The 26,510-nt window shown below is 37.7% G+C and carries 29 protein-coding genes and 1 pseudogene; 3 read left to right on the forward strand and 27 right to left on the reverse strand.

The genetic code is table 11. The features are described from left to right. Nucleotides 1-200: 200 nt before the first annotated feature. The 16 genes from RGF10_RS15890 to RGF10_RS15965 form a co-directional block, all read right to left on the reverse strand. Nucleotides 201-1,007, reverse strand: coding sequence for a sirohydrochlorin chelatase (locus RGF10_RS15890; RefSeq protein ID WP_318503641.1), 807 nt, complete (start codon nt 1,005-1,007; stop codon nt 201-203). 168 nt (nt 1,008-1,175) lie between these two features. After that, nucleotides 1,176-1,775 (reverse strand): adenylyl-sulfate kinase, encoded by a 600-nt coding sequence (cysC, locus tag RGF10_RS15895; RefSeq protein WP_318503642.1) that lies wholly within the window; start codon nt 1,773-1,775, stop codon nt 1,176-1,178. Between the two features lie 27 nt (nt 1,776-1,802). Next, the gene (gene sat, locus RGF10_RS15900) at nt 1,803-2,951 is read right to left on the reverse strand and encodes a sulfate adenylyltransferase (RefSeq protein ID WP_318503643.1); all 1,149 of its coding nucleotides are present in this window, start codon (nt 2,949-2,951) and stop codon (nt 1,803-1,805) included. A 158-nt stretch (nt 2,952-3,109) separates the two neighbouring features. Beyond that, nucleotides 3,110-4,189, reverse strand: a complete 1,080-nt coding sequence (locus tag RGF10_RS15905) for a sulfate permease (RefSeq protein WP_318503644.1) — start codon at nt 4,187-4,189, stop codon at nt 3,110-3,112. A gap of 13 nt (nt 4,190-4,202) precedes the next feature. Continuing rightward, the gene (locus RGF10_RS15910; RefSeq protein ID WP_318503645.1) at nt 4,203-4,919 is read right to left on the reverse strand and encodes a phosphoadenylyl-sulfate reductase; all 717 of its coding nucleotides are present in this window, start codon (nt 4,917-4,919) and stop codon (nt 4,203-4,205) included. A gap of 96 nt (nt 4,920-5,015) precedes the next feature. Then, entirely contained in the window at nt 5,016-5,120 is a 105-nt protein-coding gene (locus RGF10_RS15915; RefSeq protein WP_318509506.1) for a YezD family protein, read from the reverse strand. Nucleotides 5,121-5,513: 393 nt separating this feature from the next. Then, entirely contained in the window at nt 5,514-6,455 is a 942-nt protein-coding gene (locus RGF10_RS15920; protein ID WP_318503646.1) for a type II secretion system F family protein, read from the reverse strand. A gap of 4 nt (nt 6,456-6,459) precedes the next feature. After that, complete coding sequence (locus RGF10_RS15925) at nt 6,460-7,422, reverse strand: type II secretion system F family protein (protein WP_318503647.1); 963 nt, start codon at nt 7,420-7,422, stop codon at nt 6,460-6,462. Next, nucleotides 7,419-8,813, reverse strand: coding sequence for a TadA family conjugal transfer-associated ATPase (locus tag RGF10_RS15930; RefSeq protein ID WP_412176635.1), 1,395 nt, complete (start codon nt 8,811-8,813; stop codon nt 7,419-7,421). Before RGF10_RS15930 ends, RGF10_RS15925 begins: the two co-directional genes overlap by 4 nt. 20 nt (nt 8,814-8,833) lie before the next feature. Next, nucleotides 8,834-10,018, reverse strand: coding sequence for a CpaE/TadZ family protein (locus tag RGF10_RS15935; protein WP_318503649.1), 1,185 nt, complete (start codon nt 10,016-10,018; stop codon nt 8,834-8,836). Between the two features lie 2 nt (nt 10,019-10,020). After that, entirely contained in the window at nt 10,021-10,326 is a 306-nt protein-coding gene (locus RGF10_RS15940; protein WP_318503651.1) for an RcpC/CpaB family pilus assembly protein, read from the reverse strand. After that, nucleotides 10,307-10,606: a hypothetical protein gene (locus RGF10_RS15945; protein WP_318503653.1), complete on the reverse strand. Its 300-nt coding sequence runs from the start codon at nt 10,604-10,606 to the stop codon at nt 10,307-10,309. The genes RGF10_RS15940 and RGF10_RS15945 overlap by 20 nt, the downstream gene beginning before the upstream one ends. Before the next feature lie 90 nt (nt 10,607-10,696). Then, on the reverse strand, nt 10,697-11,635 hold the full coding sequence (locus RGF10_RS15950; RefSeq protein WP_318503655.1) for a TadE/TadG family type IV pilus assembly protein: 939 nt from the start codon (nt 11,633-11,635) through the stop codon (nt 10,697-10,699). Further along, nucleotides 11,635-12,075, reverse strand: coding sequence for a TadE/TadG family type IV pilus assembly protein (locus tag RGF10_RS15955; protein WP_318503657.1), 441 nt, complete (start codon nt 12,073-12,075; stop codon nt 11,635-11,637). Before RGF10_RS15955 ends, RGF10_RS15950 begins: the two co-directional genes overlap by 1 nt. A gap of 5 nt (nt 12,076-12,080) precedes the next feature. Continuing rightward, entirely contained in the window at nt 12,081-12,614 is a 534-nt protein-coding gene (locus RGF10_RS15960; RefSeq protein ID WP_318503659.1) for an A24 family peptidase, read from the reverse strand. A 97-nt stretch (nt 12,615-12,711) separates the two neighbouring features. Continuing rightward, entirely contained in the window at nt 12,712-12,888 is a 177-nt protein-coding gene (locus RGF10_RS15965; RefSeq protein ID WP_318503661.1) for a Flp family type IVb pilin, read from the reverse strand. Between the two features lie 344 nt (nt 12,889-13,232). Here RGF10_RS15965 and RGF10_RS15970 point away from each other — a divergent pair, with 344 nt between their 5' ends. The 3 genes from RGF10_RS15970 (at nt 13,233) to RGF10_RS15980 (ending at nt 17,474) form a co-directional block, all read left to right on the forward strand. Continuing rightward, entirely contained in the window at nt 13,233-13,571 is a 339-nt protein-coding gene (locus RGF10_RS15970; RefSeq protein ID WP_318503663.1) for a DUF192 domain-containing protein, read from the forward strand. Nucleotides 13,572-13,707: 136 nt separating this feature from the next. Next, nucleotides 13,708-15,486, forward strand: a complete 1,779-nt coding sequence (locus RGF10_RS15975; protein WP_318503665.1) for a vWA domain-containing protein — start codon at nt 13,708-13,710, stop codon at nt 15,484-15,486. A 506-nt stretch (nt 15,487-15,992) separates the two neighbouring features. Next, the gene (locus tag RGF10_RS15980; protein WP_318503667.1) at nt 15,993-17,474 is read left to right on the forward strand and encodes a hypothetical protein; all 1,482 of its coding nucleotides are present in this window, start codon (nt 15,993-15,995) and stop codon (nt 17,472-17,474) included. 250 nt (nt 17,475-17,724) lie between these two features. Here RGF10_RS15980 and RGF10_RS15985 read toward each other — a convergent pair whose 3' ends face one another. The 11 genes and pseudogenes from RGF10_RS15985 to RGF10_RS16035 form a co-directional block, all read right to left on the reverse strand. Beyond that, the gene (locus tag RGF10_RS15985; RefSeq protein WP_318503669.1) at nt 17,725-17,865 is read right to left on the reverse strand and encodes a hypothetical protein; all 141 of its coding nucleotides are present in this window, start codon (nt 17,863-17,865) and stop codon (nt 17,725-17,727) included. A 315-nt stretch (nt 17,866-18,180) separates the two neighbouring features. After that, entirely contained in the window at nt 18,181-18,957 is a 777-nt protein-coding gene (locus RGF10_RS15990) for an ABC transporter ATP-binding protein (RefSeq protein WP_318503671.1), read from the reverse strand. A 243-nt stretch (nt 18,958-19,200) separates the two neighbouring features. Then, nucleotides 19,201-19,359: a hypothetical protein gene (locus tag RGF10_RS15995; protein ID WP_318503673.1), complete on the reverse strand. Its 159-nt coding sequence runs from the start codon at nt 19,357-19,359 to the stop codon at nt 19,201-19,203. 215 nt (nt 19,360-19,574) lie between these two features. Further along, on the reverse strand, nt 19,575-19,940 hold the full coding sequence (locus tag RGF10_RS16000; RefSeq protein ID WP_318503675.1) for a group I truncated hemoglobin: 366 nt from the start codon (nt 19,938-19,940) through the stop codon (nt 19,575-19,577). Then, the gene (locus tag RGF10_RS16005; protein ID WP_318503677.1) at nt 19,927-20,148 is read right to left on the reverse strand and encodes a hypothetical protein; all 222 of its coding nucleotides are present in this window, start codon (nt 20,146-20,148) and stop codon (nt 19,927-19,929) included. The genes RGF10_RS16000 and RGF10_RS16005 overlap by 14 nt, the downstream gene beginning before the upstream one ends. A gap of 74 nt (nt 20,149-20,222) precedes the next feature. Beyond that, entirely contained in the window at nt 20,223-20,726 is a 504-nt protein-coding gene (locus RGF10_RS16010) for a Rieske 2Fe-2S domain-containing protein (protein WP_318503679.1), read from the reverse strand. Continuing rightward, entirely contained in the window at nt 20,723-21,292 is a 570-nt protein-coding gene (locus tag RGF10_RS16015) for a 4Fe-4S dicluster domain-containing protein (protein WP_318503681.1), read from the reverse strand. The genes RGF10_RS16010 and RGF10_RS16015 overlap by 4 nt, the downstream gene beginning before the upstream one ends. Then, a pseudogene (gene fdhF / locus RGF10_RS16020) lies at nt 21,289-23,440 on the reverse strand (formate dehydrogenase subunit alpha). The gene RGF10_RS16015 and the pseudogene fdhF overlap by 4 nt, the downstream one beginning before the upstream one ends. Beyond that, nucleotides 23,418-24,560 (reverse strand): MFS transporter, encoded by a 1,143-nt coding sequence (locus tag RGF10_RS16025; RefSeq protein ID WP_318503683.1) that lies wholly within the window; start codon nt 24,558-24,560, stop codon nt 23,418-23,420. Before RGF10_RS16025 ends, fdhF begins: the two are co-directional and overlap by 23 nt. 164 nt (nt 24,561-24,724) lie before the next feature. After that, nucleotides 24,725-25,990: a radical SAM protein gene (locus RGF10_RS16030; protein WP_412176636.1), complete on the reverse strand. Its 1,266-nt coding sequence runs from the start codon at nt 25,988-25,990 to the stop codon at nt 24,725-24,727. Beyond that, nucleotides 25,893-26,507, reverse strand: coding sequence for a cobalamin-dependent protein (locus tag RGF10_RS16035; RefSeq protein WP_318503687.1), 615 nt, complete (start codon nt 26,505-26,507; stop codon nt 25,893-25,895). The genes RGF10_RS16030 and RGF10_RS16035 overlap by 98 nt, the downstream gene beginning before the upstream one ends. Between the last annotated feature and the right edge of the window lie 3 nt (nt 26,508-26,510).

Consider the following 26,510-nt stretch of genomic DNA (forward strand, 5'->3'; position numbering starts at 1 on the left):
CCCTCTCTTTATTATTGTTTCATAATATTTTAATTCTATTTTAATAATAATTTTATTTTATTGCACGTGTAAAGTTTGACTGTTGATTTCCGCTCTAATCAACAGAGTGTTCATTCTTAACCTTCTCCTTTAAAAAAGCCAAATTAAAAAAGCACGTTTATCTTCTCTAGATAAACAGTGCCTTATTTTGGATTTGGTAGCTATTCTGGCAGTTTTTGCGCCTCGATAACTCGATCCTTTATTATTTTAGTTAAAATAGGATGATAGCCTAAATATTTACACAAAATGATATCCTGGTCTGTTTGCTCATTATGTTCTCGGATGATTTTATCAATTTTATTCATGAGAACGCCTGTAAAGAGCAAATACGGAATCACAAAAACCTTTTTATAATGCGTGTCCTGCACAATATGTAAGGCTTCCTTAAGGCTCGGCTTTGCTGCAACCAAAAAGCTTATGTCCACTCTGTCTATTTGGAGATGTTGCTTTAATAATTGTGCAATTTGGCTAAGATCTTGCTTTACTTCTGGATCGCTGCTCCCTCTGCCAATAAGTAAAACCATCGAATCAGAGGAGAAGGAGTGCTTCGTCTCAATAATCCGTTCATGAAGAATGGTGGAAATGGATCGATGAACACCGATTGGTTGGCCATAGGCAACATGAATATTTGGATACTTCTTTTTTATTGCAATTAACTCATTTGGGATATCTTCTTTTGCATGTGCGGCTGTCAGGAGAAGAAGTGGAATGGCAATGATTTTTGTTGCTCCCTTTTCAACACATGCTCTAAAAGCTTCTTCAATAGTAGGCTGTGCAAGCTCGAGGAAACAGTATTCTTGAATCGGGGCTAGCTTTTCACTCATAAGGGCTTGAACAAATGCAGTAGCTTGCTCCTGTGCTTGTTTTAGTCGACTGCCATGACAAATATAAAGAATGGCTTCCCTATCTGTTGGCTGAATTACTTGGCTATATTTGCTTTGCTCCAACGATTGTTGTTCTTCCAGCAATTTCTCAAACACCACCTTCTAATTGAGATATTATCCTATCATACCACAGTGGTTTTTTATAATCTAAAAAGAGACTACCGTCCATCCACACTTTCTGAATAGACGGTAACCTCTATGATACATAAAGTATATTGACATTGCTATTTTATAAAATTGCCACCACGTGGTTTAAATCGCGTTTTTTGATGACAAGTATTGAATGATTTGATCCACACATTCATCAACGGAAGACTCACTTGTATTAACCACAATTTCTGGCGCTTGTGGTTCTTCATATGGTGAATGGATCCCTGTAAAATCAGGAATAAGTCCTTTTCTTGCTTTGTCATAAAGACCTTTTGGATCACGCTTTTCGCATTCTTCAAGCGGGCATTTTACATATACTTCAATGAACTCATCCTCTTCAAGAAGATTACGTACAAGCTCACGATCAGCGATAAAAGGTGAAATAAATGCTGTAAGGACAACTTGCCCACCATCGACAAATAATTTAGAAACTTCACCAATGCGGCGAATATTTTCCGTACGGTCCGCATCAGAGAACCCTAAGTCTTTATTTAGGCCGTGACGGATATTGTCTCCGTCAAGCACATAATTTCGAATACTTGATTCAAAAAGCTTTTGAGCGACAGCATTTGCTACCGTTGATTTACCTGACCCTGAAAGTCCAGTAAACCATAACACAAAGCTTTGGTGTCCATTTTGCTCGCGACGTGCTTCCTTTGATAAGGATTGCTCATGCCACGTAATATTTGTACTTTTTCCCATGATTTCCATACCTCCCTATTGCCTGCCTTATGCCTTTACAGCATGCTTGCGAAGACCTTTGATTAACACTTCTACTACCTCTTTACGGCTGAATGTACTTGGTGGAATTTCACCATTACGTAGCAATTCACGCACTTTCGTTCCTGAAAGAATCGCATGATGCTCTTTACCGTGTGGGCAAGTCTTAGTAGAAGCCATATTTTCGCATTTTGAGCAATAGAAGCTGTGTTCAAAGAACAATAAGTTAATGCCGAGCTCTTCAGCAGTGAAATGACTGAAGATCAACTGAGCATCGTATGTGCCGTAATAATCGCCTACACCTGCATGGTCACGGCCAACAATAAAATGTGTGCAGCCATAATTTTTTCTGACCATTGCGTGGAAGATTGCTTCTCTGGACCTGGCATAGCGCATTGCAGCTGGGAACACAGCAAGGTAAACACGGTCTTGTGGATAATAGTTTTTCAATAATACTTCATAGCTTTCCATGCGAACATCCGCTGGAATATCATCTGATTTTGTTTCACCAACAAGTGGATTTAAGAACAAGCCATCAACTGTTTCTAATGCTGTTTTTTGAATGTATTCGTGTGCACGGTGAACCGGGTTTCTTGTTTGGAAACCAACGACAGTTTTCCAACCCTTGTCCTCGAAAATGACTCTTGTTTCAGCTGGATCTAAATAATAGCTTTGGAATTGTTCTCTTTCAATCCGCTTAACAAGTGTGATTTTTCCGCCGACATAAACATTGCCACGATCAAACATTTTTTTCACACCAGGGTGAGCAAGATCCGATGTACGATATACATTTTCAGCTTCTACATCTTTATTCGGAACAAATTTGTCAGAAACTGTTATGACACCATAAGTTATACCTTGAAAAACAAGTCTATATTCTTCGCCAACGATGATTGATGATGCTTGTTCTTCTGATACCGGCAATGTGATTGGAATACTCCATACATGTCCATCAGCAAGACGCATATCTTTTACTACAGATTCATAATCTGCTTGTCCTAAAAATCCTTCAATTGGGCTATATGCGCCAGTAGCAATCAAGTCAAGATCACTAAGTGCCATATTGTCGATTTCAATTTCTTTTATGATGTTTTCAACGTTATATTCTGGATTCCAACGATTAACTAATTTTCCGCCATGCGGTGTACTTAATGCCATTTTTAACATTCCTCCTGAGTTTGTTCCTGATAAGAAAGGGATAAAGCAGCTACCTTAAACCTTTCATATTCCGTAATAATAAAATAACTTCCCCTATGTTTTTACTAGGTATTCCTCAAAGATTATAACATTATCTGATAATTTCGTCAGGAATTTTCTTAAATTCCTCCACCTTGCTCATAAATCGAACGTGAGTCTTCTCTGATCGTTTTTACTAAGCTAATAATTCCAAGTGTCGCTGCACAAACACTGAAAAGGACAACGATAGAATACATGTCACTATCAACAAATAACTTTACAAGTCCATATGAGATAACAAGTGAAAGTATTGGTGACACAAGCCATACCTTTAAAATTTTACTAATAATATTCTTTTTTAAAGCGTTGGAACCGTTTTGTACCGTACTGATTCCAATAATCGCTGTGCTCGTTACTTGTGTTAACGGTACCGGTAAACCGAAAATGGATGCCAGTGTAACTAAGAAAGCTCCCGTTCCGGAAACAGCCCCACCTTCAAGTAAAGAAAACTTCGTTATTTTCTTACCATTCGTCTCTAGTACCCGTCCTCCAAGAGTCATCGCGCCAACGGCAATAAATAAGCCGCCAACAATCGTTCCTGTATTGATCGAGATGAGACCTGCTCCAACCATTGGGCCTGCTGCATTTGCAACATTATTCATCCCGGCTGAAAAAGCTTCAAAAAATCCAACAATAATAACAAAAATCGACAAAGCTCTTTTGTTTTTATCACTGTTTAAGCTCGGATATTTTTTTTCTAATCTCTTAATGACATGTCCAAATATGATGGCAATAACAAATGCAATTGCCGGGACAATAATCCAAAAGCTCACGATGACTAAAATGTTATTAATAAATAACGATTTATAGGCAACCCCTACTCCTACAACCGAGCCGACCGTAATTTCGCTGGTTGAAAGTGGGATTCCGATCAAATTTGCAATAAATAATGATAAAGCCGCAGAGGATAAAATAATCAAGACAACTTTAGCATTTAATAGTGACTGCGGGATAATATCAGAACCGATTGTTTTGGTTACCTCAGCACCACCGATTACTGAACCTGCAAAAATGGCAAGCCCACAAAGCAAAAGTGCCTTTTTTCTGTTTGCAATGGCACCTGATCCGTAGGCAACACTAACCGATGCCGCGGCACCACTAGCTCCAATGTTCATTGCAAAAAAGAGAGCAACTGCTCCAGCTATATAAGTTAAGGTCATAGTTCGTTACCTCTTATAAATGAAGTCCACACTCAGTTTTGCCTGAACCCGTCCATCTGCCTGAACGTAAATCGTCTGCATTAAAGGCAGCTGAAGTACAAGGTTTGCAGCCAATACTTGGATAGCCATTGTCGTGAAGAATATTATATGGCAAACCATTTTTATGTGCGTATCTCCAAATATCCTTCCACGTCCAATGAATTAAAGGACAGATTTTGATTGATTTAAATTTATTGTCTTTGTTAAAAAAGTTTGTATTCTTACGTGTTTCTGATTGCTCACGTCTTAATCCAGACAACCAAGCAGTTGTACCAGAAAGAACATCGTTTAGCGGAATGACCTTTCTAATTTCACAGCACTTGTTTGGCTCACGTTTCCAAAGCTCATCTCCATACTGTTCTGCCTGTTCTTCTAGAGTAAGACTCGGCTTTTTCATCTCAATTCTTAGGTTTGGATAGCGTTTCTTCACTTCATCAATCAGTTTATAGGTTTCCTCAAAATGAAGGTCTGTATCAAGAAATACAATCTTCGCCGAATCATTTACTTTTGAGATTAAATCAATCAAAACAATTCCTTCAATTCCAAAGCTACAGGCATAGACTAATTCATCATCTGTATAGTGATTGTAAGCCCAGCTTAAAACGTTTAAAGCTCCTTTAGTTTGTTCATCTTCAGCAATCTCTATTTCTGGATACGTATCAAAATTGCTAAAGGTTAATTTTTCAGTCAAACGGAACGCCTCCAATTCTCTCTTTCTAACAAGGCAGTTTCATCGATTTTATATAATAAATTCAGATAAAACTACTTCTAGTTGTCCAGTCAGCAGTTATTTAAATCTCAACTTTTCACTTTTTTCAATTTGAATAATTTTTCCATCCTGAACCACTAATGTGATTGAGCCAAATTTCATCGTCTCGAGTGTTTTTGAAATTTCCTCAAAAACAGCATTTAATTGATTTTGATTTTCCTGCAAGGTCCCCTCCTCCTTCTAAAATCTTTTATCTAGTTTAATTATTTTTCATTTTAAACACAGAACGAACCTATGTCAACAAATTTCTATGAGTTTACTAGGAATTAAAAATGAGATAATTATAAATTATTGCAACACTTAAAACTTTCCTTTCCTAATCAGATATGATTTTTAATTTTAATAATTACCTTTGTCATAACGGATTGTAACTAAATAATTGAAATTAATTTTCATTTAACAAGCCTTAATCCAGCCACTAATTGCATTAATAAACAAAATAGACATTACCAAAAAGAGGGAATGTCTATTTTAATAATAGTAAGCAACTTCGTTCTATTTTCTTTTCCATAATCCTTAGCCACCAAGTCCCTCAGTAACAAACCGAATGACTAACGGTCCTAAAATGACGATAAATATAGATGGAAAAATAAAGAAAGCCATCGGAAAGATCATTTTTACGGGTGCCTTCATTGCTTGTTCGCGAGCTTTCTCACGTCGTTGTTCCCGGATTCTTACAGTTAAATTACGAAGAACTCTTGACATACCGATTCCCAGCTGGTCCGCTTGAATTAACGAATTCATAATACTTTGAAACGAGTCAGAGGGAATTCGTTTACGAAGTTCGTAAAACGCTTCTCTTCTAGATTTTCCAAGCTTCATATCATCAAGTGTTTTGAAGAACTCTTCTGCTAAAGATCCCTTTGATTGAAGACTTACCTCTGCCAAAGCAGCATCCAATCCCATTCCAGCTTCAAGTAAGACATTTACCATATCGAAAAAATCTGCCATCGATCGATCAATCTCTTTAATACGTTGAGTTCGTTTTTTGCTTAAATAAAACAATGGGAGACGATAAAAGAGAAAAGCCATGAAAATTACTAACAACCACGCAATCGCTTTGTTATCTGCTAATGGTAAAAATAATAGAAAAACTAGAACTCCACTACTGACAGTTAACAAGAGCTGAATTAATCTAAATTCAGTGGCAGATATTTTATATTCATAGCCGGCATCACGAAGTAAAACAGATAATTTCCTTTTTTCCGCTTTTGAAATTCGTTTGTTCACAAACTGAATTCCTATATTCCAATAAGTCTGAAAGATAGGATGTTTTTTCTTAAGTTTCTCTGTTCCATCTATATTACCTTTTTCGATACTATAATCTGTATTATCAAAATATTGATCAAGTCGCTCTTCGATGATAAGTTGTTTCCTAAATAAAAACGATAAGATCCCTGCTGTTATTAAGGTAAAAAATGCCGACCCAAATATCATGAACGCAGTATTTATTATCACATCACTACACCTCAATCTTTACGATTTTTCGAAGGAATATCCATCCAATAACAACGGATATTGTTGCTGAAGAAAGCATGATCCAGCCAAGCGGATGTTCAAGCATTGGTGTAAAATATCCATCACCGAAATAATGTAAATATAAACCTAGACAAATAGGAATCACCGTTATTATCCAGGAGGACATTCTTCCTTGAGCAGTTAATGTCCTAAGTTCTTCCAATACTCTGATTCTTCCACGAATCGTTTCCTCCATCGTCTCCATTAGTTCTGCCAAATTCCCACCAGAGCGGCGCTGGGCAAGGATGGCTCGAATTACAACCTCAAGCTCTTTGTTTGGTAATCGTTTCATCATACTTTCTAGTACTTCCTCCATTGGAACGCCAAGACCCGCTTCCGTAACAGCACGGTCTAATTCAGGTCCTAAAGGCTCAGGGATTTCCTTTCCCGCTAACTGCATTGCCTGCATAAAGCTAAAACCCGCTCTTAATGAATTCGCCATAGTTCCTAATGTTTCTATCAATTGATAGGAAATGGTATTTAAACGTTTTTTTCGCTTTCTTTTCATATAAAAATGTGGATAAATAAATCCCAACACACATAAAGCAATAACAATGAATGCATTTAAATCCAACATCCATGAAACTAACCCTGCCCCAAGAGCGATTACCATTCTTAAAACAAGATATTCTTCCGGTTTTAACATTGTCCCAGCTTCAGAGAGCAGTTTTTCCGTACTTTTACTAAAAGTGATTCCCTTAAGAAATTTTCCGGTGTATGAAAGAAATAATCTCATAAGATTGTTTTTAGTATTAAATTTAGGATTTGGATTAAATGATTGATTTTCCGGAGCCAAGTCGCTTAGGCGACGGTCCACCGCCTTAATTCGTTGAACTCTTTTAAAAACTAAGAAAAACATTGAAACAGAAACGTAAAATACAAAGAATAGGATGATCCATTTGTTCATACCCATTCACCCGCAAACAAGGAAGGATTTAAAGTAAATCCATGTATTTCAAGTTTTTCAACAAAGGTAGGACGAATACCTGTGGAAATATACCTACCTTCCACGATTCCATCAGCATTTAACCCTTTTTCACGAAAACGGTACAGGTCTTGCATAATAATGGTATCCCCTTCCATGCCTATAACTTCTGTAATATTTGTGATTTTTCGACTACCATCACTCATTCGTGCTTCATGAACAATTAATTCAATGGCACTGGCAATTTGTTCACGAATGGCCCTTACTGGTAAATCAAACCCCGCCATCAATACCATCGTTTCTAATCTTGATAACATGTCTCGAGGTGAATTGGCATGACCCGTACTTAAACTTCCATCATGCCCTGTATTCATCGCCTGCAGCATGTCCAATGCCTCTGCACCACGGCACTCGCCAACAACAATCCGGTCTGGACGCATCCGTAATGCATTCTTAACCAGGTCACGGATGGTGATTTGACCCTTTCCTTCTATATTAGATGGACGACTCTCTAATGATACAAGATGATCTTGGGATAATTTTAATTCTGCAGCATCTTCAATTGTGATGATTCGCTCATCCTCCGGTATAAAGGAAGAAAGAACATTTAAGGTAGATGTTTTCCCTGAACCTGTACCACCTGAGATAAATATATTGACTTTAGATTTTACACACATATCAAGAAATTCTGCCATTTCCCGACTCAATGTACCAAGTCTTATTAAATCCTCCATTTCAAATGGCTTTGCCGAAAATTTCCGAATTGTTAAGGTAGGTCCCTTAATTGCTAACGGTGATATTATCGCATTAACCCGTGAACCATCTGGGAGACGTGCATCGACCATTGGCGAACTTTCATCAATCCGACGCCCAATTGGAGAAACAATCTTTTCAATTACTCGGACAACATGCTGATTGTCACGAAAAGTAATATTGCTCCGATACAATTTCCCTTTTTTTTCGTAATAAACCTGATTGCAGCCATTGACCATTACCTCTGTAATGGCATCATCCTTCAAAAGTGGAGTTATCGGACCATACCCCAATAGTTCATATTCCACAGAGGTTTGCAATTCTTGTTTTTCCTCAAAGGTAAGCCTTGTGCCCTCAAACTCAAGAAAGGTTTGGCATATTTCATGAATTTTGAATTTATTATTTCGATCCTCAATATTTGGTTGTCTTTTTAACTCTTCAACCACGTGAGAATGCAGAAGGGTTTGTAGCTCCCAAAATTCTTTTGTTTTCTTCGTTCCATACGTATCATATTCTTCTGGTGGCTTTAACATTTGCTTTTTTTCACTTGGTTTTACTTCTAATTTCTCTTCCATTGATTTTGTTTCTCGTTCATTACCAAAAAGATTGAATAACGACACTTATCCTCCCTCCTTTCTTTTTACCGCTTTGAAAATAATCTACGTTTTTCTTTTTTTCTCTGCTGAACAATTGCTTCATCATTGTTTGTCATCATTTTTATTGTCTCGATAACAGCTTTTGAAATCGGTGCTCTTGGTTGTGACAAAAGGTATGGAATCCCCTCATTGAGCGAGGCCTTAACAATCGTTTCTTGATCAGGTAACGAGGAAAATATCGAAATCCCCAAGATTTCCTCAATCCGATTTCGATCTAAACCTTTATTTTTCAACTCTCGATTTAAGATACACTTTGCTTTCCCTCTAAAATTTAAAGAATCTAGAATGTCGATATACATTTTTGTTGTTCGAAGGACAGGAATATCATTGGTCAACATGATTAAAATTTCATCGGAATTCTTAATACAGACAAGATGGATTTCCGATAAGTATGCTGGAGGATCAATGAGGATTACATCAAAAATATTTTTCAATTCTTCTATCGCCTTGCTTATATGCTCTACATGAATGAACTCAAAAAACTCCGGCCGAGGAGGAGCAGCGAAAACCGAAATCCCCGACTTGTGTTGTAGTAAATACTGATCTATCGAATATTGCGGATCTCCATAGGCTTCCTTAACCCATTCATAAATGGTCCGCTTTGGCTTCAAATCCAGGTAAAGGGCAACATCTCCAAATTGAAGATTGGCATCAATAACCGCAACCTTTTTTCCTTCCTTTGCAAATGCAACGGCGGCATTTACAATAAAGGAAGTTCGTCCTAAACCACCTTTTGGATTACATACCGAAATCACTCTACCATCCTTTTTTATCAAATTGATATTATAAATATTGTCTTTACTTTGGCGATGCTTCATATAGTTTTCTGCCTGAAGAATGATTTCCTCCAATTCTTCCTTGTTACTTGAGGCCTTACTTAAATCTGATGCCCCAACCTGCATTGCCCGTTTCATATTTTCCATATTTTCCGGAACAATTATAATGATGTAAATATGGGGATAGAGGACAGAAACTTCCTGGCATAACTCATAAACATCATACTTCGTTTCTGCTTTTAAAAATAACACGGTTTGTTGATGCTTCAATAGATGCTGTTGCATCTCCTCAAACTTGTGAATATATGTCAATGAATATTGCATATTTTCAAGCAATCTCTCAAGTTCAGCAAACTGCTTATTTGTATCAGAGAAATAGTACCAGTGTATCATGACTAATCGCCATTCCCTTCCTCAAGCACTTCTCTTGTTGAACGCTTCATTTCTTCTATTTTTCCTTTATCCTTTGTATTTCGAAGCATGAAGTAGAATCCGTCCTTATCTTTAGACGCTAAGCTCAAGGTTAACCCTTGATCAGGGGTCACTTCCAGTGTTACGGTTTGATAATCAAGGGCCTCTTCAGGAGTATCCGACGATTTTCCCACTGCCAATACTTTAATGTCCTGGAGTACTAAAACAGAGGATTTGAACTTTTTCTTGGTTGCAGCATCAATCGTAGTTTCATAGGCAATGACGTCCACCTTTGAATTCGGAGCAATATATCCTGGACACTCCTGCTTCCAAAACTGTTTTTAACGAAATCGCCCGTTTTCCCTCACTCACTTTTACCATCGGATTTTGAATGTTTTTCTTCTCTTCAGCTTTGACTTTTGAGGTGTCATCTTTCTTTATATCTTCCGTTTTCTTGGTGTCATTGTTTGAAACTGTCGTTGCATTGTTTGCAAAAAAACCAATATAAACGACAAAAGCCATTAATATACCGAATATTAATGACATCATCCAAATCTTCTTCGTATTCATGATTTCACTACCTCCCCTCAAAGGTTAAATTACTCTACCAGTCTCACATCATATACCCCATAATATCCCCCACTTGGATCACTAGAAGCTTCACCCAGGAGTGACAAAATTGATAAATTGACCTTTAAATTCATTTGTGTCCATTCCTTCATCTGATAATAGGAATTTAGCAAAACCGACAATCGTCAATGGTGAAGTACCACTACCGGTCGATTCTTGAATAATCGGAACATATATTAATCGACTGCAAGTGGAATCGGCAGTTTCAGGGTCATCACAATATGTTTTATTTTCATCATCCTTAATTCTTTGTTCTAATTGTTTATACAATGGATTAGGGTTACCTGGTTGAGAATAAACATCAGGGTCACCATTTGGAGGACCTGTTTCAACAGTTCCGTTATATCCATCATCAATACGATCTCTTGTCTCATCTGTTCCCCCTTCTGGTCCATCAAAATCAATCCACCCAACATTCCCTGCTTCAGGATGAGGCTCCTCTTCAGAATGTTGTTTTTCAGGAAATGTCAGATTTACTATTTGACCCTCCTTAAAATCCACCAACGGAATACCAATTGGGACTAGCCCTTTCATTGAATTAATTGGACTTAAGATTGCCTTTGCATATGCAGTTACATCAACAGTGTCGATATTTACAAACTTTGCAAACATCATATCAACTGTAACCGTTTTTTCAGCCCAAATTTCAAGACCTGTTACGGATGCATCAACTTCTTTCCTTTTTACTGTTGCATCCACTTCATCATTTTCCTTTTTTAGTAAGTAGCCATTTTGTTCAGATATTTTTGCGGCAACTCCTTCGGCGTCTTCCTCGGAAAGATCTTCTAAGGACTGAACTCTGGCTAAAACGGCTGCATCAAGAGCCTTTTGCAATTTTGCTTTTTCTAAATATAAATTACCTACATCTACAGCCAATGCTACTAAACCAAATAAAGCAATGGAGATTATGGCTGCAAAAACGAGAGACTGGCCTCTTTCGTTTACAAGAAACTTTTTTAACCTTTTCATTATTCAACCCTCATTTTTGTTGTATCTGTTAGGGTAATTGTTATTGCAGTAGGACTCCCATCCTCGTCATAAATTGCACCAATAATAGGAAAATACAATTGAAGCTGATAGGAAATGGTTATTTTTACAATCTCGATTTCCTCCGCATTTCCTGCGGCATTCGTATAATTTACTGTTTCATAAACAGGAGGTGAGACTGTTAAAGCATCCTTATCTATACCTGTTGCTATATTCTCAGCATAAGTTCTTATTTCATCATTACTTAATCCGCCCTTACTTTTTTCAACACTAACCATCCTTGCTGTCTCTCTTCCTACATGATCGATTGTATGGTATGCATGAAAAGCTCGTCCAAAGTCATATATTCCAATTACCAGTAACACAAATAATAGAACGACCAGCGCAAACTCAACTAATGCTTGCCCCTTGTCTGACTTCATGTGAGTCATCCTCCCAACACGACAGCACACACCGTACCTAGTACTATTGCGACACCGTAAGGAAAAGCAATATTTGAAGCTGTGGATTTATTCTTATGATAAACAATTTCACCAAGATCGTTTTTTAGAAAAACAATCTTAAAGAAAATAGATTTTAATATGTACCACCAAGACTTAATTAAATTCAATAACCCCTTTGATTTAATAATAATGATCAGAGCAATGATTCCACCTAATAGGGCTGTATAAATAAAAGAATATAGGGTAAACTCCGGTCCCATTAAAGCACCAATTGCAGCCATTAGCTTAACATCACCTGCACCCATCCCACCCATTAAGTAAGGGATGAGCAATAAACCTAACCCAACAAGAAATCCCTTTCCACTTAACAAAAATCCGTCCCAGCCAATGGTAATTGTGTAATAAACCAAGCCAATAAAAATTGCTGGGATAGTTACGATATTGAAAATTCTTCTTTTACGTATATCTGTTACCAAAGAAATGATTAAAACCGAACCTAGAACTATTGGTATGAACATTTAAATTACCCCTATATTTAAGAATAAGAAGCCCTACTTAAAAAGCAGGGCGTCAAAAAATTGAAAAAAGTTTTACCTTTTATTCTTTAGCTATAATTTAAAAAGTAAATGTATCTAATTTTGCTCCGATTCTAGTAAATATTGCTGTAATTTTATCGCCTAAAGTAAGAGTAAGTCCAACAGCTATTGCTACAATTAAAGCCAAGATTACAGCATATTCTGTCATACCTTGACCTTCTTCATCCACAACGAAACGCTTCATTTTTTCTAACATTACTTTTTCCTCCTTAAAATAATGAATAATTTATTATTCCAAGCAGTGTTGAAAGGGTGCCCTATGTGTCCTTTTAACACTGGCTTGTCCCCAAGGAAAAATATCTGCATGTATTTACTCTAATGAAGCTATAATTCTATTAACGATTATAGTAAAACCTTCTTTTGTTCACTATAATGAACACTTTTCGAGTTCATAATAACGAATTAAATAGGTTTTGTAAACCTTTTCTTTTTTTAATTAGGTAATTTGAATCAGTTATCTTTCGACATATTTCGCATTTGAGGATTTTACGATAATAAGTTAAAGTAAAGGTAGATTCCATGAAATTGGAGGGAAATAGTATGAAAAATAACGACCTTGCTGTTGTACATATCCCTTTCTCTTTAAAAAAAGCGAACACATTTTTAACTAGACTAAAAGGTTTAATGTTTCGCAAAAAACCTCTCAATGAAGAAGTTTTATGGATCATACCATGCAATTCGATCCATATGTGCTTTATGTTTTTCCCAATTGATGCCGTGTTTCTTGATAAACAAAACCGGATCGCTCACCTCGTGGAAAACCTCCAACCGTGGAGGTTAGTCCTTCCTGTTGCAAGTGCCCATTCTGTAATAGAATTACCTTCTGGAACTATTGAAAAATTAGAGTTGAAATTACATCAGACTTTAGACCTATCATAAGAATTATCACTTAAATTGTTTTATATAAAGAACTTCTGTTACTTCGAAATACTTCACTATATAGAACAATTTGCAGTGATGTATTAATCCCCAAGATCTTATCACAATACAACTATATATATTGGAAGTGGTATCTATGTTAAAGAAACGGATTAGTAGCATATTAGTAGTTATATGTTTCACCAGTATAATGAACCCTATTACCACCCTGTCAGAGTCCCCTCTAGTTTCAACCTCACGTATTGAAGCCGTCTTGGTCGTTGATGTTAGCCGATCCATGCTAGAAAGCGACCCGAATAAAATCAGTAATGAAGCAATGAAGATGTTTGTTGATATGGCATCGCTAAAGGGTGATAAAATTGGGGTGATTGCTTATGCGAATGAGGTGATGAGTAAGCAGGAAATCATAAAACTAACGACTCAACAAAATAAAACAAATCTCAAAAATTTCATTGATTCACTTGATAAATTTCCAAATACCGATTTATCTATTGGGGTCAAAGAGGCTATATCTGTGTTAGAACATAACCATGAACAAAATTACCGACCTCTTATAGTACTTCTAGCGGATGGCAACAATGATCTCAAGAGAAATAGTAGCAAAACAACTCAACAGGCCTCAGATGATCTCAATGCTGCTGTCGCATATGCAAAAGAAAAGAATTATCCAATCTACGTTATTGGTCTAAATGCCAAGGGGAATTTGAACAAAGAAATTCTCCAAAGAATAGCTCAAGAAACGAACGGAAAATTTTTTGAGACTAGTACGACGGATAATCTTCCAGGTTTTTTAACGGAAATTTTTGCAGATCATTTAAAATTAAAAGTATTACCAATTAATGACCTTATTGGTACGGGTGATTTTCAGGAAGTTCCAATTAATTTCCCTAATGAAAACATATTAGAAGCAAATATATCTTTTATTTCTAATCAGCCTGTCGAATTGAAATTATTCAACCCTGACGGCAAAGAGATTGCCATTCCCTCAGATAACACTCTTCTATCACGATCTACTGCCTATTCGATGCTAAAGCTAAACAACCCGATTCAAGGGAATTGGACACTTAAAGTCAAAGGCGCACCTCAAGATAAAATCGAAATCAATCTTGTTTTTAACTATGATTTACAGCTAAAACTAGCACCAATCGAAACTAAAAACTTAAAAAAAGGTGATGTTGTCCATATAACTGCTGCTTTTGAAGAAGACGGAAAAGCCATTTCCAACCTAGAACTCTATCAATCGATGAAATCCACATTATTTGTGAAGGATTTAAAATCAGGGAAAATAGAAAACATTGAATTAAAGGCTGAAAAACAAGGATTTACTGGGCAGTTTATTATAGGAGATTCAGAAAACTACGAAGTGATGATGAAGGCTGAAGGCGATAGTTTCTACCGAGAAACACAACCACAAAAGATTTTGGTTCAGAAGACTGCTTCTCCAGCCGATACATCAAAAGTGAACCAATCTTCTTTTGCCATACCACCATCTTGGGTGTATGGAGTTATTGTTTTGGTAATATTGATAGCAGCGATAATCTACCTCTTTAGAAAAGGAAAGAAAAAAAATCGCGTATTTACTGGAAAAGTTATAGTTGAAATAAAAGATGAAAATACAGGGGAGTTGTCAAAACCCCAATCAAAAAAACTAACAGACTTAAAAGGTGAATTCATATTACGGGAACTGTTTAAGCTTGATCCAGCCTTTTCAGAAACTGATCTAATTACATTTGCACCTCTTACTAATAATGCGTTAGCTATTTTTAATAAGTCCAATTGCAACATTGAATTGAACGGAGTGGCACTTGAGCCAGAGCCATTTCATCGCTTTAGACGAAACGATTATCTTCGTATTAAATTAAACGAAACTAATCAAACGATATCGGTGAAAATTACTAGTTTAGAAAAAAAGTAAGTAGTATTTTATATAAAAAAATACCCACCTCCTGGCCTTAAGACTCTACTTAATGTTAGTAATTCAATATTCTGAAAGATGCCCCTTAAAGATAATCCATACAATAAAATACGAATAATAAGGTGTCCTCAGTATTTTGGGACACCTTTCTTTTTGTCAATTTGTTCATTATAAAGTATTTTCTGTTCTATATATCATATACCGTTTCCTAAAAAGAACAATATCGCGCTATAATACGAATGAATCAGATTTATTTTCGATTTATCTACAAAATAAACTACATATCTTTCTACTTTTCTTTACAAATAACTATTCTTTGTTTGAAATTATTATTCCAATCACATATGAATCCGCTCAACATTCTACCAACAAGTTGTTTTTTATAAAAAGACCAAAGAATTACTTGATCCATAACAAATAGATGATTATCAGTTTGGCTTCAAGTAGGAAAAAACTTGGGAGGAGGTAAACGTTGGTATTCTTTCATATTGAAGGAGGTTGTATAAGTGAGGAAAAAAGTTGATTACAAAAAAAAGATGAATAATAAAAAAAGAGCTGTGTTAGCGATGAGAGCTACAGTTGTACTAGCATCAACAACATTTGCGATAACACCTCATCAAGCTTCGGCAGAACAACTTCAAAGTCAAAGATCTACATCGCCTCTTGTCAACCCGACAACTTCAGTTCTTATAGCTGATGCACAACAAAATCCATCATTCGAATCAAAAACATTAAAGGGTTCCTTACTAGAAGTAAATATATTAGACAAAGAACGCCTATCAGCTGATTGTAATTGTTCACCTCCGAAAATAGGTTTAATGTACCATTCACAGGGGGTATTGGATGCAACCATCGCATCAAATGAAGCTTTCATTATTTTTAAAATGCCTGATGAATTTATTGGATTATTAGATGGGGCCTTTAAAAATTCTTTAACCGCTTCCTTTAAGATGGGGACTGATAAATGGGTTTCAATATCACAGGGGAATATTCATGTAAACCCAGATAAAAATATTGTTTATGTTAGTCTAGATGATAATATTTTAGCTTCTTTAAAACTAGGGAAAAATTTCGCATTAAAACTTGAAATCCCGTTTGCAGAGTTTCCGAAATCGGATGATAGTACTTATTCTTTTTATGCAGTAAGTTCAAAAAGTGCATTGATCGATATTGCATTGCTCCTTTCCAACGGAAAAAACGTTGATCTTCTAATACCAGATGACTGTGATGATTCTGATGCTGACGCCGATGCTGATGCTGATGCCGATGCTGACGCCGATGCGGATGCTGATGCCGACGCCGATGCCGATGCCGATGCCGACGCTGATGCTGATGCTGATGCCGATGCTGACGCTGATGCTGATGCCGATGCCGATGCGGATGCTGACTCCGACGCTGATGCAGATGCCGACGCTGATGCCGACGCTGATGCCGATGCAGATGCCGACGCTGATGCCGACGCTGATGCCGATGCAGATGCCGACGCTGATGCCGACGCTGATGCCGATGCAGATGCCGACGCTGATGCTGACGCTGATGCTGACTCCGACGCTGATGCGGATGCCGACGCTGATGCGGATGCTGATGCCGATGCTGACTCCGATGCCGACGCTGATGCTGATGCTGATGCCGACGCCGACGCTGATGCCGATGCCGACGCTGATGCCGATGCTGATGCCGACTCCGATGCCGATGCTGACTCCGATGCTGACTCCGATGCCGATGCTGACGCTGATGCCGACTCCGATGCCGACGCTGATGCGGATGCCGATGCTGACGCTGACGCTGATGCCGACGCTGATGCCGACGCCGATGCTGATGCCGATGCGGATGACGATGCCGATGCGGATGACGACACAGATTCAGATTCTGTATACAATTCACTTCCAGATACTTCAACCAATATCGGTAACATTGGTTTAATAGGATATTTTACTTTCCTAACAGGTTTGGTTACGAGCCTATTTTCTCGTAAAAGACAACCATAAAAATCAATTAGGTTGACTCATATTCTTTGAAGGAATCTATTCATCCCCTTTCAAAACGATTAGTGTCATCATTTTTTTGATGAGCATTCTTCATTTGAGTCAACCTGATTGTTTCCATCTCTTAATCCAAACTACTCTATATAAAAAATGCAAAAAAAAAACAGCGTTTTGAAAATCAAAATACTGTTAGGCCAGCTATATTATTTTTTATGTAAAAACATTATTCATGTAATCACGTCGACCAATTATCCTAAGATTCCAAGTTTTGTTGTGATCCTGCCAAAAAAGCGCTAATTTCATCCTTTGAATAACCCATATCAAGAGCCATAATGATTAACTCAACCCAATCGTAATCCAATTCTTGGTGGCCTAGAATATTCTCGCAACCCATTTTTACTGCTCCTTCCCCCACCTACTTTATTTAACACAAGCTAATCAATAAGAAAAACACATTTTTTTGGAGATTACCGTATTTTCAACAACGTTAGCATAAATAAAACCACTTTTATTGTAAGCAAAAGTGGTCGGCGAAGTTTGTTAATTCTAAATTTATTATACAATTATCATTTTAAAATACAATAACCTAGGTCTAATTACTTATTTCTTAATTCTGAAAATTTAATAATAATTTCACAATTTCACTTTTGAATAAAAAGCTGAAAACAAAATATGATGGTAAACAATCAATATTTTTATCCAGACAAGCTTATTTTTTCAGCACAATCGGTCTGTTATTATTCCACAAGACTGAAACCTCGACTCCAAAAAACTCTGAAAGAACTTGATCAGAGATCATATCTGAAGTTTGACCACTAGAAAAGACCTCTCCTTGCTTCAGTAACATTGTCTGCTTAAATATAGGAAGAATTTCTTCCGTGTGATGAGTTACATAGAGAATGGAAGGTGCGTTAGGTCCACTCGCTATTCTCTCAACAGATTCTAGCAGCATTTCCCGTGCAAGAAAGTCTAAACCGTTTGTTGGTTCATCCAAAATGAGCAGTTCTGGATCTGCCATTAGTGCTCGCCCGATTAAAACACGCTGTCTTTCTCCTTGCGAAAGAGTGGCATATTCTCGATTGGCATAATCAAAACAGCCTAATTCTGTTAAAATCGAAATCGCCTTCGCTCTCATCTCGTCGGTCGGAGTTTCATATAGACCAATCGATGCAAAAGCGCCACTTAAGACAAATTCAAATGCATTATCTCCCGGATGGAGCTTTTGTTGCAGACTGTTGGAAACAAGTCCAATTTTTTTGCGCAAGCTTTCAGCTAGTGGTGACCTTCCAAATTCTTTTCCAAGTACAGTGATTTTCCCTTTTGTCGGATACTCATAGGCATTGAGCACATTAAGAAGTGCCGTTTTACCTGCGCCATTTAAACCGAATAATACCCAATGCTCGCCACGATTTACCTGCCATGTGATATCCCTTAAAATCCATATTCCATTTCTTTTTAATGAAATCTTGTTTAAATCCAGTATCATGGTCCAGAGCTCCTTTACTATGTGAAATAACAAAAAAATTTAATATGTAGTATTATTCTATTTTTCGACCTAAAGTCATAAAAGTCAAACCATTCAAACTAAATCAAACCTAAATCTGTTTATTCACTTATCAGTGCTACATTAACCATTAAGACGGAAAAAAAGGATGACAAAGTATGTCATCCTTCTGTAAAAAGCAGCGTTGGGCTTCATCTATTTTTGGTAGCCAGTACAGTTGAATTGTTACACAGCAGCTAATTCAAAACAAGGATCGTTAAAGTAAATAACCTCTGAAAGAATTTTACAACCTCGAATTTCCTTAAAAGCTTCACGTGCTTCTTTCTCAGTTTCAAATTCGAACATTTTGGTTTGATCCTTTGAATGAACTGTGATTACCCACATTATTAGAGGACTCCTTTTTTTATTTACTCTTTAAACAAATTTCCATTTTTTGAAAACACCATGTTCAAAGGAGTAAATTATTTTCACGGACTCATTATAACATCGTTTTCACCCATATTTTGTGACAATAAATTTACAATCACAATAAGAAATTTTTAAGAAATTTAAAGAAATAAGAACCCCTTTTTCATTGATATATCAGTAAAATAAAACGTTTACTCCTTCACAATATCTTGTTTATATTGCGTGATGGTATCCAACACTGAGTTAATTTCTTCTTTACTCATTTGGTGCTTTTCCATTGTGGTTCGCAAATGACTGACAATCGAATCAAAATGTTCACCCGTTGTATTTAGACCTTCATGGGCCTTTGCTAATGTTCTTCCAGTATATTGATTTGGACCACCCATCACAAAACTTAAAAAATTGGTTTGGTGATTTTTTTGTTTATCCATATCAATACTATTAAAAAATGAAGATAATGAATCATCCTTCATAATGTTTGTGTAAAAATCCTCCACCATATGGCCAATCTTTTCTTGCCCGCCGATCCGTTCAAACAAGCCATCATGTTGATTCAATTCGACCACGCTCCCTATTCTTCACTGACTTGATCTGTTTTGCGAAAGAAAGCATACACAAGAATGGAGCATAAAAAATAAAACCAAGTGCTCCTGAATAATAAATCAATTCATCATAGTCTTCAGCTAAATACACTTCAACCATGTACTGTAGGAAAATGATTTGTATTGACAACAGTGCCATGAAAAGCCACCAAGCCATTCTCACCCGCTCTCACTCCTTAAAACTAACTTCTGCTACTAATTTATACTTTTACAAGTTATATAAGTCTAACTCGAACATTAAACTGTCCTTCCGTCCATTCCGATCGCATAAATTCCATCGTTTCTTATTTCTAACAGAATCGATGGAAGAGCTCGTTGCGGTGGTCCTGCTATAACGGAACCATCATTAACTGAAAAATAGCCATTGTGACATGGACAGACCATTTTATTCGAAGGTTGATCATAATACACAGGGCATTGAAGATGAGTACACTTAATGTTATAAGCACGATATTCATTTTTTGACAAGCGAATCAGTAAGGCTGGTTCATCCTCATCCACATACGAAAATGGTTTACTTTCACCAATTGCTAACTCATCTAGATTAGCAATCTTTACAGATTTTGCCTCATCCTCTTTACTTCCCTTTTTCGCTAAACCTAAAAGTGGGAGTCCCGAAAGAAACATCACTCCGATTAAACCCATACTAGAACCGATAAACCCTCTGCGATTTAAGTCCACTTCTTTATCTCTTCGAATATTAAACGTTAGCTGCTGCAGGAATTGATCAAATTTTTTCATGACTCTTCACCCTGACCATAGAAATATCCATACTTATGGGTTTTTGTATCCGGAATGCCGATTACTGTACGTGTCTCAATCGTCGTCTCACCAAAATTCCATAAGAATTGAACTGGTTTTTTAGATAATTTTTTAACTTCCTCTTCCTCTAGAAATTGAATCGTATCAGTTGGACACAAGCTAACACACATTGGTGGTCGGTCTTTGGAAGTACGGTCATAACACAAATCGCATTTATACATCAGCTTACGGTCATCATCAACCCGCGGAATTCCAAATGGGCAGGCGTAGGTACAATTTTTGCAGCCGATGCATTTTTCATGGGAGGCAGATAGGACGGTACCATCTGCCGTGGTTTGAATCGCTTGGACTGGACACGATTCGGCACATGCTGGGGTGTAGCAATGCATACAAGGTGTTGGTGAGGTGGCTACTGTCTCACCTGGCATCAGTTCATCGACAAACATTCTTGATAAATGGTCATGACCACTGCACTCTTCACAACCGATCATACATGCTTTACAACCAATGCATCGTTCAAAGTCGATGTATAAAACTTTTGTCATGTCGCACCCCTTTGCTCGATTTTTTCAATCCGTATGGCACAAACCTTAAATTCTGGGATTTTCGATTTCGGATCAAGTGCAGGATTCGTAAGGTGGTTAATTGCCATCGTTTTACCCCAATGATAGGGAACAAAAAAAGTGTCCTCTCGAATAATCTTTGTTATTTTCGCCGGAACCTGTAATTCACCCCTTCGACTGACAAGCTTTACGACTTCTTGATTGTTGATTCCAAGCTTTTGAGCAGTATTAGGATGGATCTCAACATAGGGCTCAGGACAAAACTTATTTAACGCTTCGATTCTTCTAGTCTGATTACCGCTTAAATAATGAAAAACAACACGACCTGTTGTTAAGATATAGGGATAATCCTTATCGACCTTTTCATTTGCTCCCTTATACTCAAACGCTAAAATCCGAGCTTTTCCATCTGGAAATTCGAAGCGCAAATCCTCAAATAATCGCGGGGTTCCTTCGTGTTCTTCATCAGGACATGGCCAAAAGACACCATCCATTTTTTCAAGCTTTTCGTAAGAAATCCCGGAATAATCGGCTTTTCCACCTTTGCTTGCCACTCTTAACTCATCAAATATTTCTTCTGGTGATTGATATTGAAAATATTGACCTCTCCCAAGCCGGTTGCGAGCTCACAAATAATCTGCCAATCGCGTTTGGATTGACCAAAGGTGCGTTCGATCCCTTTTAATAATACAACCCTACCTTCAACATTTGTCGTTGTCCCGGTATCCTCAATCCAAACAGTTGCCGGAAAGACAACATCAGCAAGCTCAGCAGACTCTGATAGAAACATATCCATTGCTACGAAAAAGTCTAGCTTCTCTAGGTATTTCTTAACGTCCCCGACTGATGGAGCAGAAACCATCGGATTGCTACATATTAATAACAAGCCTTTGACTTCTTCTCCCAAGGATTTCAGCAATTCAAATGCTGACATTCCTGGACCGGGAATCTCCGCCTCATCAATTCCCCAAACTCCAGCGACATATTTTCGAGCTTCTGGATCTGTAATCTTCCTGTAACCCGGCAATTGGTCTGCTTTTTGACCATGCTCACGTCCGCCTTGACCATTACCCTGACCGGTGAAGGTTGCAAAGCCTGCCCCCTTTCTTCCGATTTTTCCAGTAATTAAGGAAAGATTGACATAATTGGAGACCGTATCAGAGCCGTTGGAGTGTTGCTCAATTCCTCTTGCAAATAGTACATAGCTATTTTTCGCTTCGCCAAACAGTCTAGCCGCCTCAGTAATTTTCTCCACTGAAACACCTGTAATATCCGCAACTCTTTCTGGTGTGTACGTTTGGGTCATTTGTTCAAGCTCGGCGTAGCCAATTGTATGTTGATCAATAAAGTTTTTATCAATCTTATTTTCTTTTATTAACAGATGGATTAGGCCATTGACTAGCGCAATATCCGTTCCTGGTCGAACATCGAGGTGGACATCTGAAACCATTGCCGTTTTCGTTTCTCTTGGATCGACGACTATTAGCTTCGCGCCTCTATCCCGCGCTCCCCAAATGTATGGCATGGAGAGTGGGTGGCATTCGGCTGTATTGGAGCCTGCGATTAATATACAATCAGCAAATTTAATATCGGACCACGGGTTTGTCGAACCACGGTCGATGCCGATACTTTGGTTAAAACCGACAGCGGCTGAGCTCATACAATACCGTCCGTTATAATCAATATTTTTTGTCCCAAGACCGACTCGCGCAAACTTTCCAACAAGGTAGCATTTCTCATTCGTCATCGAAGAACCACTATATATTCCAAATGCGTCCTTGCCATGCTGTTGCTGAATTTCTTTTATTTTTGAAACGACTAGATCTAACGCCTCATCCCAGCTCGCCTCAACAAGCTTGCCATCCTTTCGAATTAACGGCTGAGTTAACCGGTCCCCAATTCGGCCTGACGATAAGCAGACGCCCCTTTTGGACAAAGCCTACCCCCATTCATTGGAAAATCGTAACGAGGTTCAACTCCAACCACTTTTTTGGTCTCTTTCTCAACGCGGATATTCATCCCACATTGCATTCCACAAAAACAGCAGTGAGTCGCAATATTCTCCTCACCACCACGGAGAATCGCGTCAAATTCTCGCTGAGCGTAATCAGCGTTTTGCGGATGACTCATTCACATCCCCTCCTTCTCCTTTTAACCTCAATCCATTTTGGCCATTTGCAGCCACAACAACGTTTGCTTGTCCCAATTGAATCGCGGAACCAAACGCAGCTAACCGATTCGTCACTCTTCGACACTCAGAGCAAAGGTCAGACATATGTAGATTTGATTCATCGATCGGTACAGATAATCTTCTTCGCTGTAATGCAAGCTGAACATCTTCGATTTGCGTCTCTGTTGCATACTCTATTCCACAGCGTGAGCAATTTTTTTTATTTTCCAAAGCGTGATAAGCGGGAATAACAATAGCAAGAAATCGAAGTGGAATATGCCAAAACTTCCCAAATGGAAAATATAACAAAAAGATGATAACGACTATTTGATGACTGATGGAAATGCCAGTATAAAATCTGCCTTCCATAAAATAGGTTGAAAAAGTTAGCAGTGAGCCCGTGATAGAAATGATAATAAGTAGAATTAATGGAAAGAAATCATATTCCTTGGCCTGCTCAACTAGTTTTTTTTCCTCAGAATATCGTCGATAGATTGCCATCAAGCTACCAATAATAACAGCAATTCCAGTCCAATTTAATCCATGGTAAATTAAAAAAGCGATCGTTGAATCGACTGGCATCCGAAAGGTAGGAATACCAAATACCACTACTTCATATGTCCGTGGATTCACTAATTCAAAATGAAGCCAGCTAAATACAAGCGAAAAGGTTATCGCGAATGAAAGTAGGACTCCCCAGGAAATAAACATATGCTGGGCCCAACGATAGAGCGATCGCTTTGTGATGAATTTTTGTGCGCCGATGTTTTTCCCTAATGTTCCGAACATGAATTTCCAGCCTTTTTTACTAGAAAACATTTTTCTCCCCTGTTGCCAAAGTCGTTGCGTTGGTGGTCTCAAGGTCCAAGCTGTTATTCTAATCGTTAACATTAATATACTTAGTACGGATGCCCACAAATACCCATACAAAGCCATATCAATATGACCAAAGCCCTCTGAACCTATATAAATAGAAATAAACAGTAACAAAAGTACGATAATAGCATTTTTGATTGCCTTACTAGAAAAAACTCCCTCCGAAATCGTGAATGCTTGATATTGCCGTGCATTTTGTTTCATGGCGCTCCCCCTCTGGTGTTTAGCTAATCGGTTTTATTCTACCAAGTCTGGAAAATATTATTCTGGGATGGAGGTTCAAAAGAATAGCAAAAAGGCCTGATTCCCTTTCACTCTGACTGTTGCAATCAGGTGTTACGGTTATCAGACCTTTAAATATCAATTTTTTATAAGGTTACTTTATGTCGATCTACTTTGCCTAGCTGACATTTCACGTTTCTGATCATTTCTTCAATTAGTAATTCCATTCCAATCACGGTTAACGATGCAAAATTTGCATAAAGCTTTTTCGTCTCCCATTTGAGTTCGTTTTTACCGCATATACTATGTCGATTGACCTCAATCACTTCTCTTTTTATTTCCGCTAGCCCTGCCTCTTTTTGGGCTTCCGGCAATTCAAGAATTCCATCAATTCGATCAATAAATTCGAGTGATTTCGTTATTTTCGTCTCGATATCATCATATGCAGCCTGATCAATCAGACCGTATTTTAGTTTGAATTGATTTAATAATAAAGCAGAATCGTAAGTTCCTTTGACGATCTCTTCACGTGTCATTTGATCTGTTTCATAGCTTAACATATACTTCCAAGAAGGTTGGAGCATCGCTTGTCGGAACTCTTCAAGCTTAGAATAGATTTTTTTGTACCCATATTTATCCGGGTTTTCAAACGCTGGGCTCCCAGGATCCAGGAACGGCGACAGTGGAGCCACGAAATACGCTAGGCGCGGATCCTCATTACACAATTTGTGAACTTCTTCACAAAAAGCAATGTTATCTAAAGCACTTTGATAGTTTTGTCCCGGGATACCAACCATGAAAAATAAGTCGATCTTCGCACAGCCGTAGTTCAAAGCGTGTTGTAAGGTTTCAATAATTTTTTTGTTTGTACATGGCAGCTTGCCGTTTAGGCGCCGTAAATTTTCATCCGATGTTTCAAGTGTTAATTCAATGCTGTATTTAGGAATAGCATCCTGCAGCTGTTTAAAGAACTTCTCATCAGCAAATTGGAACAGCTCAAACACAATTTCATTTTTCAAATCCATTTTTTTCAATCCGGATAAAAATTCATTTACATATTCCGGACCACCTTGTCGGATATCATTCAATAGAAAAATCGGAGCACGGCTGAATCTTTGAATAAGGGCGATATCATTTAACATTTTTTGAGGTGATTTCATTACAATTCTTTTTCGATTGCAATTTAAATCATAGGCAGTACGAGAACCTCCGCAAATCAAACAATTATATGTACATCCCTTTGAAGTTAATAACGCGGTATTAGGATATTGTAGCCATCCTTTATACGGTAACGGATCTAGAAGGTTTCCATATTTAAAAACAGAACGAATAATATACCAGGTAACCAGGATGCTCAAACTCGTCCAAATCGTCCGGAACATAGGTAATTGGGTTAAAGTGATACTCCCCATCTTTTTTCCATGTTAAGTTCGGGATTGCAGAAAAGTCCTTATGTTTAAGTTCTAAACGATTCAACAACATGAGCAATGGCTTTTCTGTTGTATCGCCACGCATAACGAAATCTATTTCAGGATATTCAATTAGTTCCTTATGGAAATAAGTTGAGGACAAACCGCCAAATATGACCGGAACATTGGGGTGTAGCTTTTTTACTACCCTCGCAAGCTCAACACTTCCATGAGCATGTGGCAACCAATGTAAATCGATACCAAATGCCTTTGTTTTAATTTTCTTTAGTTTTTTCTCGACGTCAAAATTAGGATCTAATAGCATCCTGTTTGCTACATTGATGATTTTCACCTTTAAGCCAAAGCGCTCTAAATAGTCTCCAATACTCGTTAACCCAATTGGATACATTTCAAAAACTGGCGATGAAGGGACGACGTCACTGATGGGACCGGTAAAGATCATTTCCTTCCGAAAATCATAGACTGTCGGCGGATGCAACAGGACCAGGTCATAAATCATTGG

It is taken from the genome of Bacillus sp. T3 (assembly GCF_033449965.1).
In the GTDB taxonomy this organism is placed as follows: domain Bacteria; phylum Bacillota; class Bacilli; order Bacillales; family Cytobacillaceae; genus Bacillus_BU.

Bases quoted from the DNA above. Each gene is read 5' to 3' on its own strand.
- RGF10_RS15955 (WP_318503657.1), bottom strand. From the start codon at position 12,075: ATGAAGTCAGACAAGGGGCAAGCATTAGTTGAGTTTGCGCTGGTCGTT.
- RGF10_RS15985 (WP_318503669.1), bottom strand. From the start codon at position 17,865: ATGGGTTGCGAGAATATTCTAGGCCACCAAGAATTGGATTACGATTGG.
- sat (WP_318503643.1), bottom strand. From the start codon at position 2,951: ATGGCATTAAGTACACCGCATGGCGGAAAATTAGTTAATCGTTGGAAT.
- RGF10_RS16010 (WP_318503679.1), bottom strand. From the start codon at position 20,726: ATGAAAAAATTTGATCAATTCCTGCAGCAGCTAACGTTTAATATTCGA.
- RGF10_RS15995 (WP_318503673.1), bottom strand. From the start codon at position 19,359: ATGTGGGTAATCACAGTTCATTCAAAGGATCAAACCAAAATGTTCGAA.
- RGF10_RS15950 (WP_318503655.1), bottom strand. From the start codon at position 11,635: ATGAAAAGGTTAAAAAAGTTTCTTGTAAACGAAAGAGGCCAGTCTCTC.
- RGF10_RS16015 (WP_318503681.1), bottom strand. From the start codon at position 21,292: ATGACAAAAGTTTTATACATCGACTTTGAACGATGCATTGGTTGTAAA.
- RGF10_RS15935 (WP_318503649.1), bottom strand. From the start codon at position 10,018: ATGATACACTGGTACTATTTCTCTGATACAAATAAGCAGTTTGCTGAA.
- RGF10_RS15975 (WP_318503665.1), top strand. From the start codon at position 13,708: ATGTTAAAGAAACGGATTAGTAGCATATTAGTAGTTATATGTTTCACC.
- RGF10_RS15925 (WP_318503647.1), bottom strand. From the start codon at position 7,422: ATGAACAAATGGATCATCCTATTCTTTGTATTTTACGTTTCTGTTTCA.
- RGF10_RS15990 (WP_318503671.1), bottom strand. From the start codon at position 18,957: ATGATACTGGATTTAAACAAGATTTCATTAAAAAGAAATGGAATATGG.
- cysC (WP_318503642.1), bottom strand. From the start codon at position 1,775: ATGGGAAAAAGTACAAATATTACGTGGCATGAGCAATCCTTATCAAAG.
- RGF10_RS15960 (WP_318503659.1), bottom strand. From the start codon at position 12,614: ATGTTCATACCAATAGTTCTAGGTTCGGTTTTAATCATTTCTTTGGTA.
- RGF10_RS16030 (WP_412176636.1), bottom strand. From the start codon at position 25,990: ATGGGGAGTATCACTTTAACCCAATTACCTATGTTCCGGACGATTTGG.
- RGF10_RS15965 (WP_318503661.1), bottom strand. From the start codon at position 12,888: ATGTTAGAAAAAATGAAGCGTTTCGTTGTGGATGAAGAAGGTCAAGGT.
- RGF10_RS16035 (WP_318503687.1), bottom strand. From the start codon at position 26,507: ATGATTTATGACCTGGTCCTGTTGCATCCGCCGACAGTCTATGATTTT.
- RGF10_RS15945 (WP_318503653.1), bottom strand. From the start codon at position 10,606: ATGAATACGAAGAAGATTTGGATGATGTCATTAATATTCGGTATATTA.
- RGF10_RS16025 (WP_318503683.1), bottom strand. From the start codon at position 24,560: ATGAAACAAAATGCACGGCAATATCAAGCATTCACGATTTCGGAGGGA.
- RGF10_RS15970 (WP_318503663.1), top strand. From the start codon at position 13,233: ATGAAAAATAACGACCTTGCTGTTGTACATATCCCTTTCTCTTTAAAA.
- RGF10_RS15905 (WP_318503644.1), bottom strand. From the start codon at position 4,189: ATGACCTTAACTTATATAGCTGGAGCAGTTGCTCTCTTTTTTGCAATG.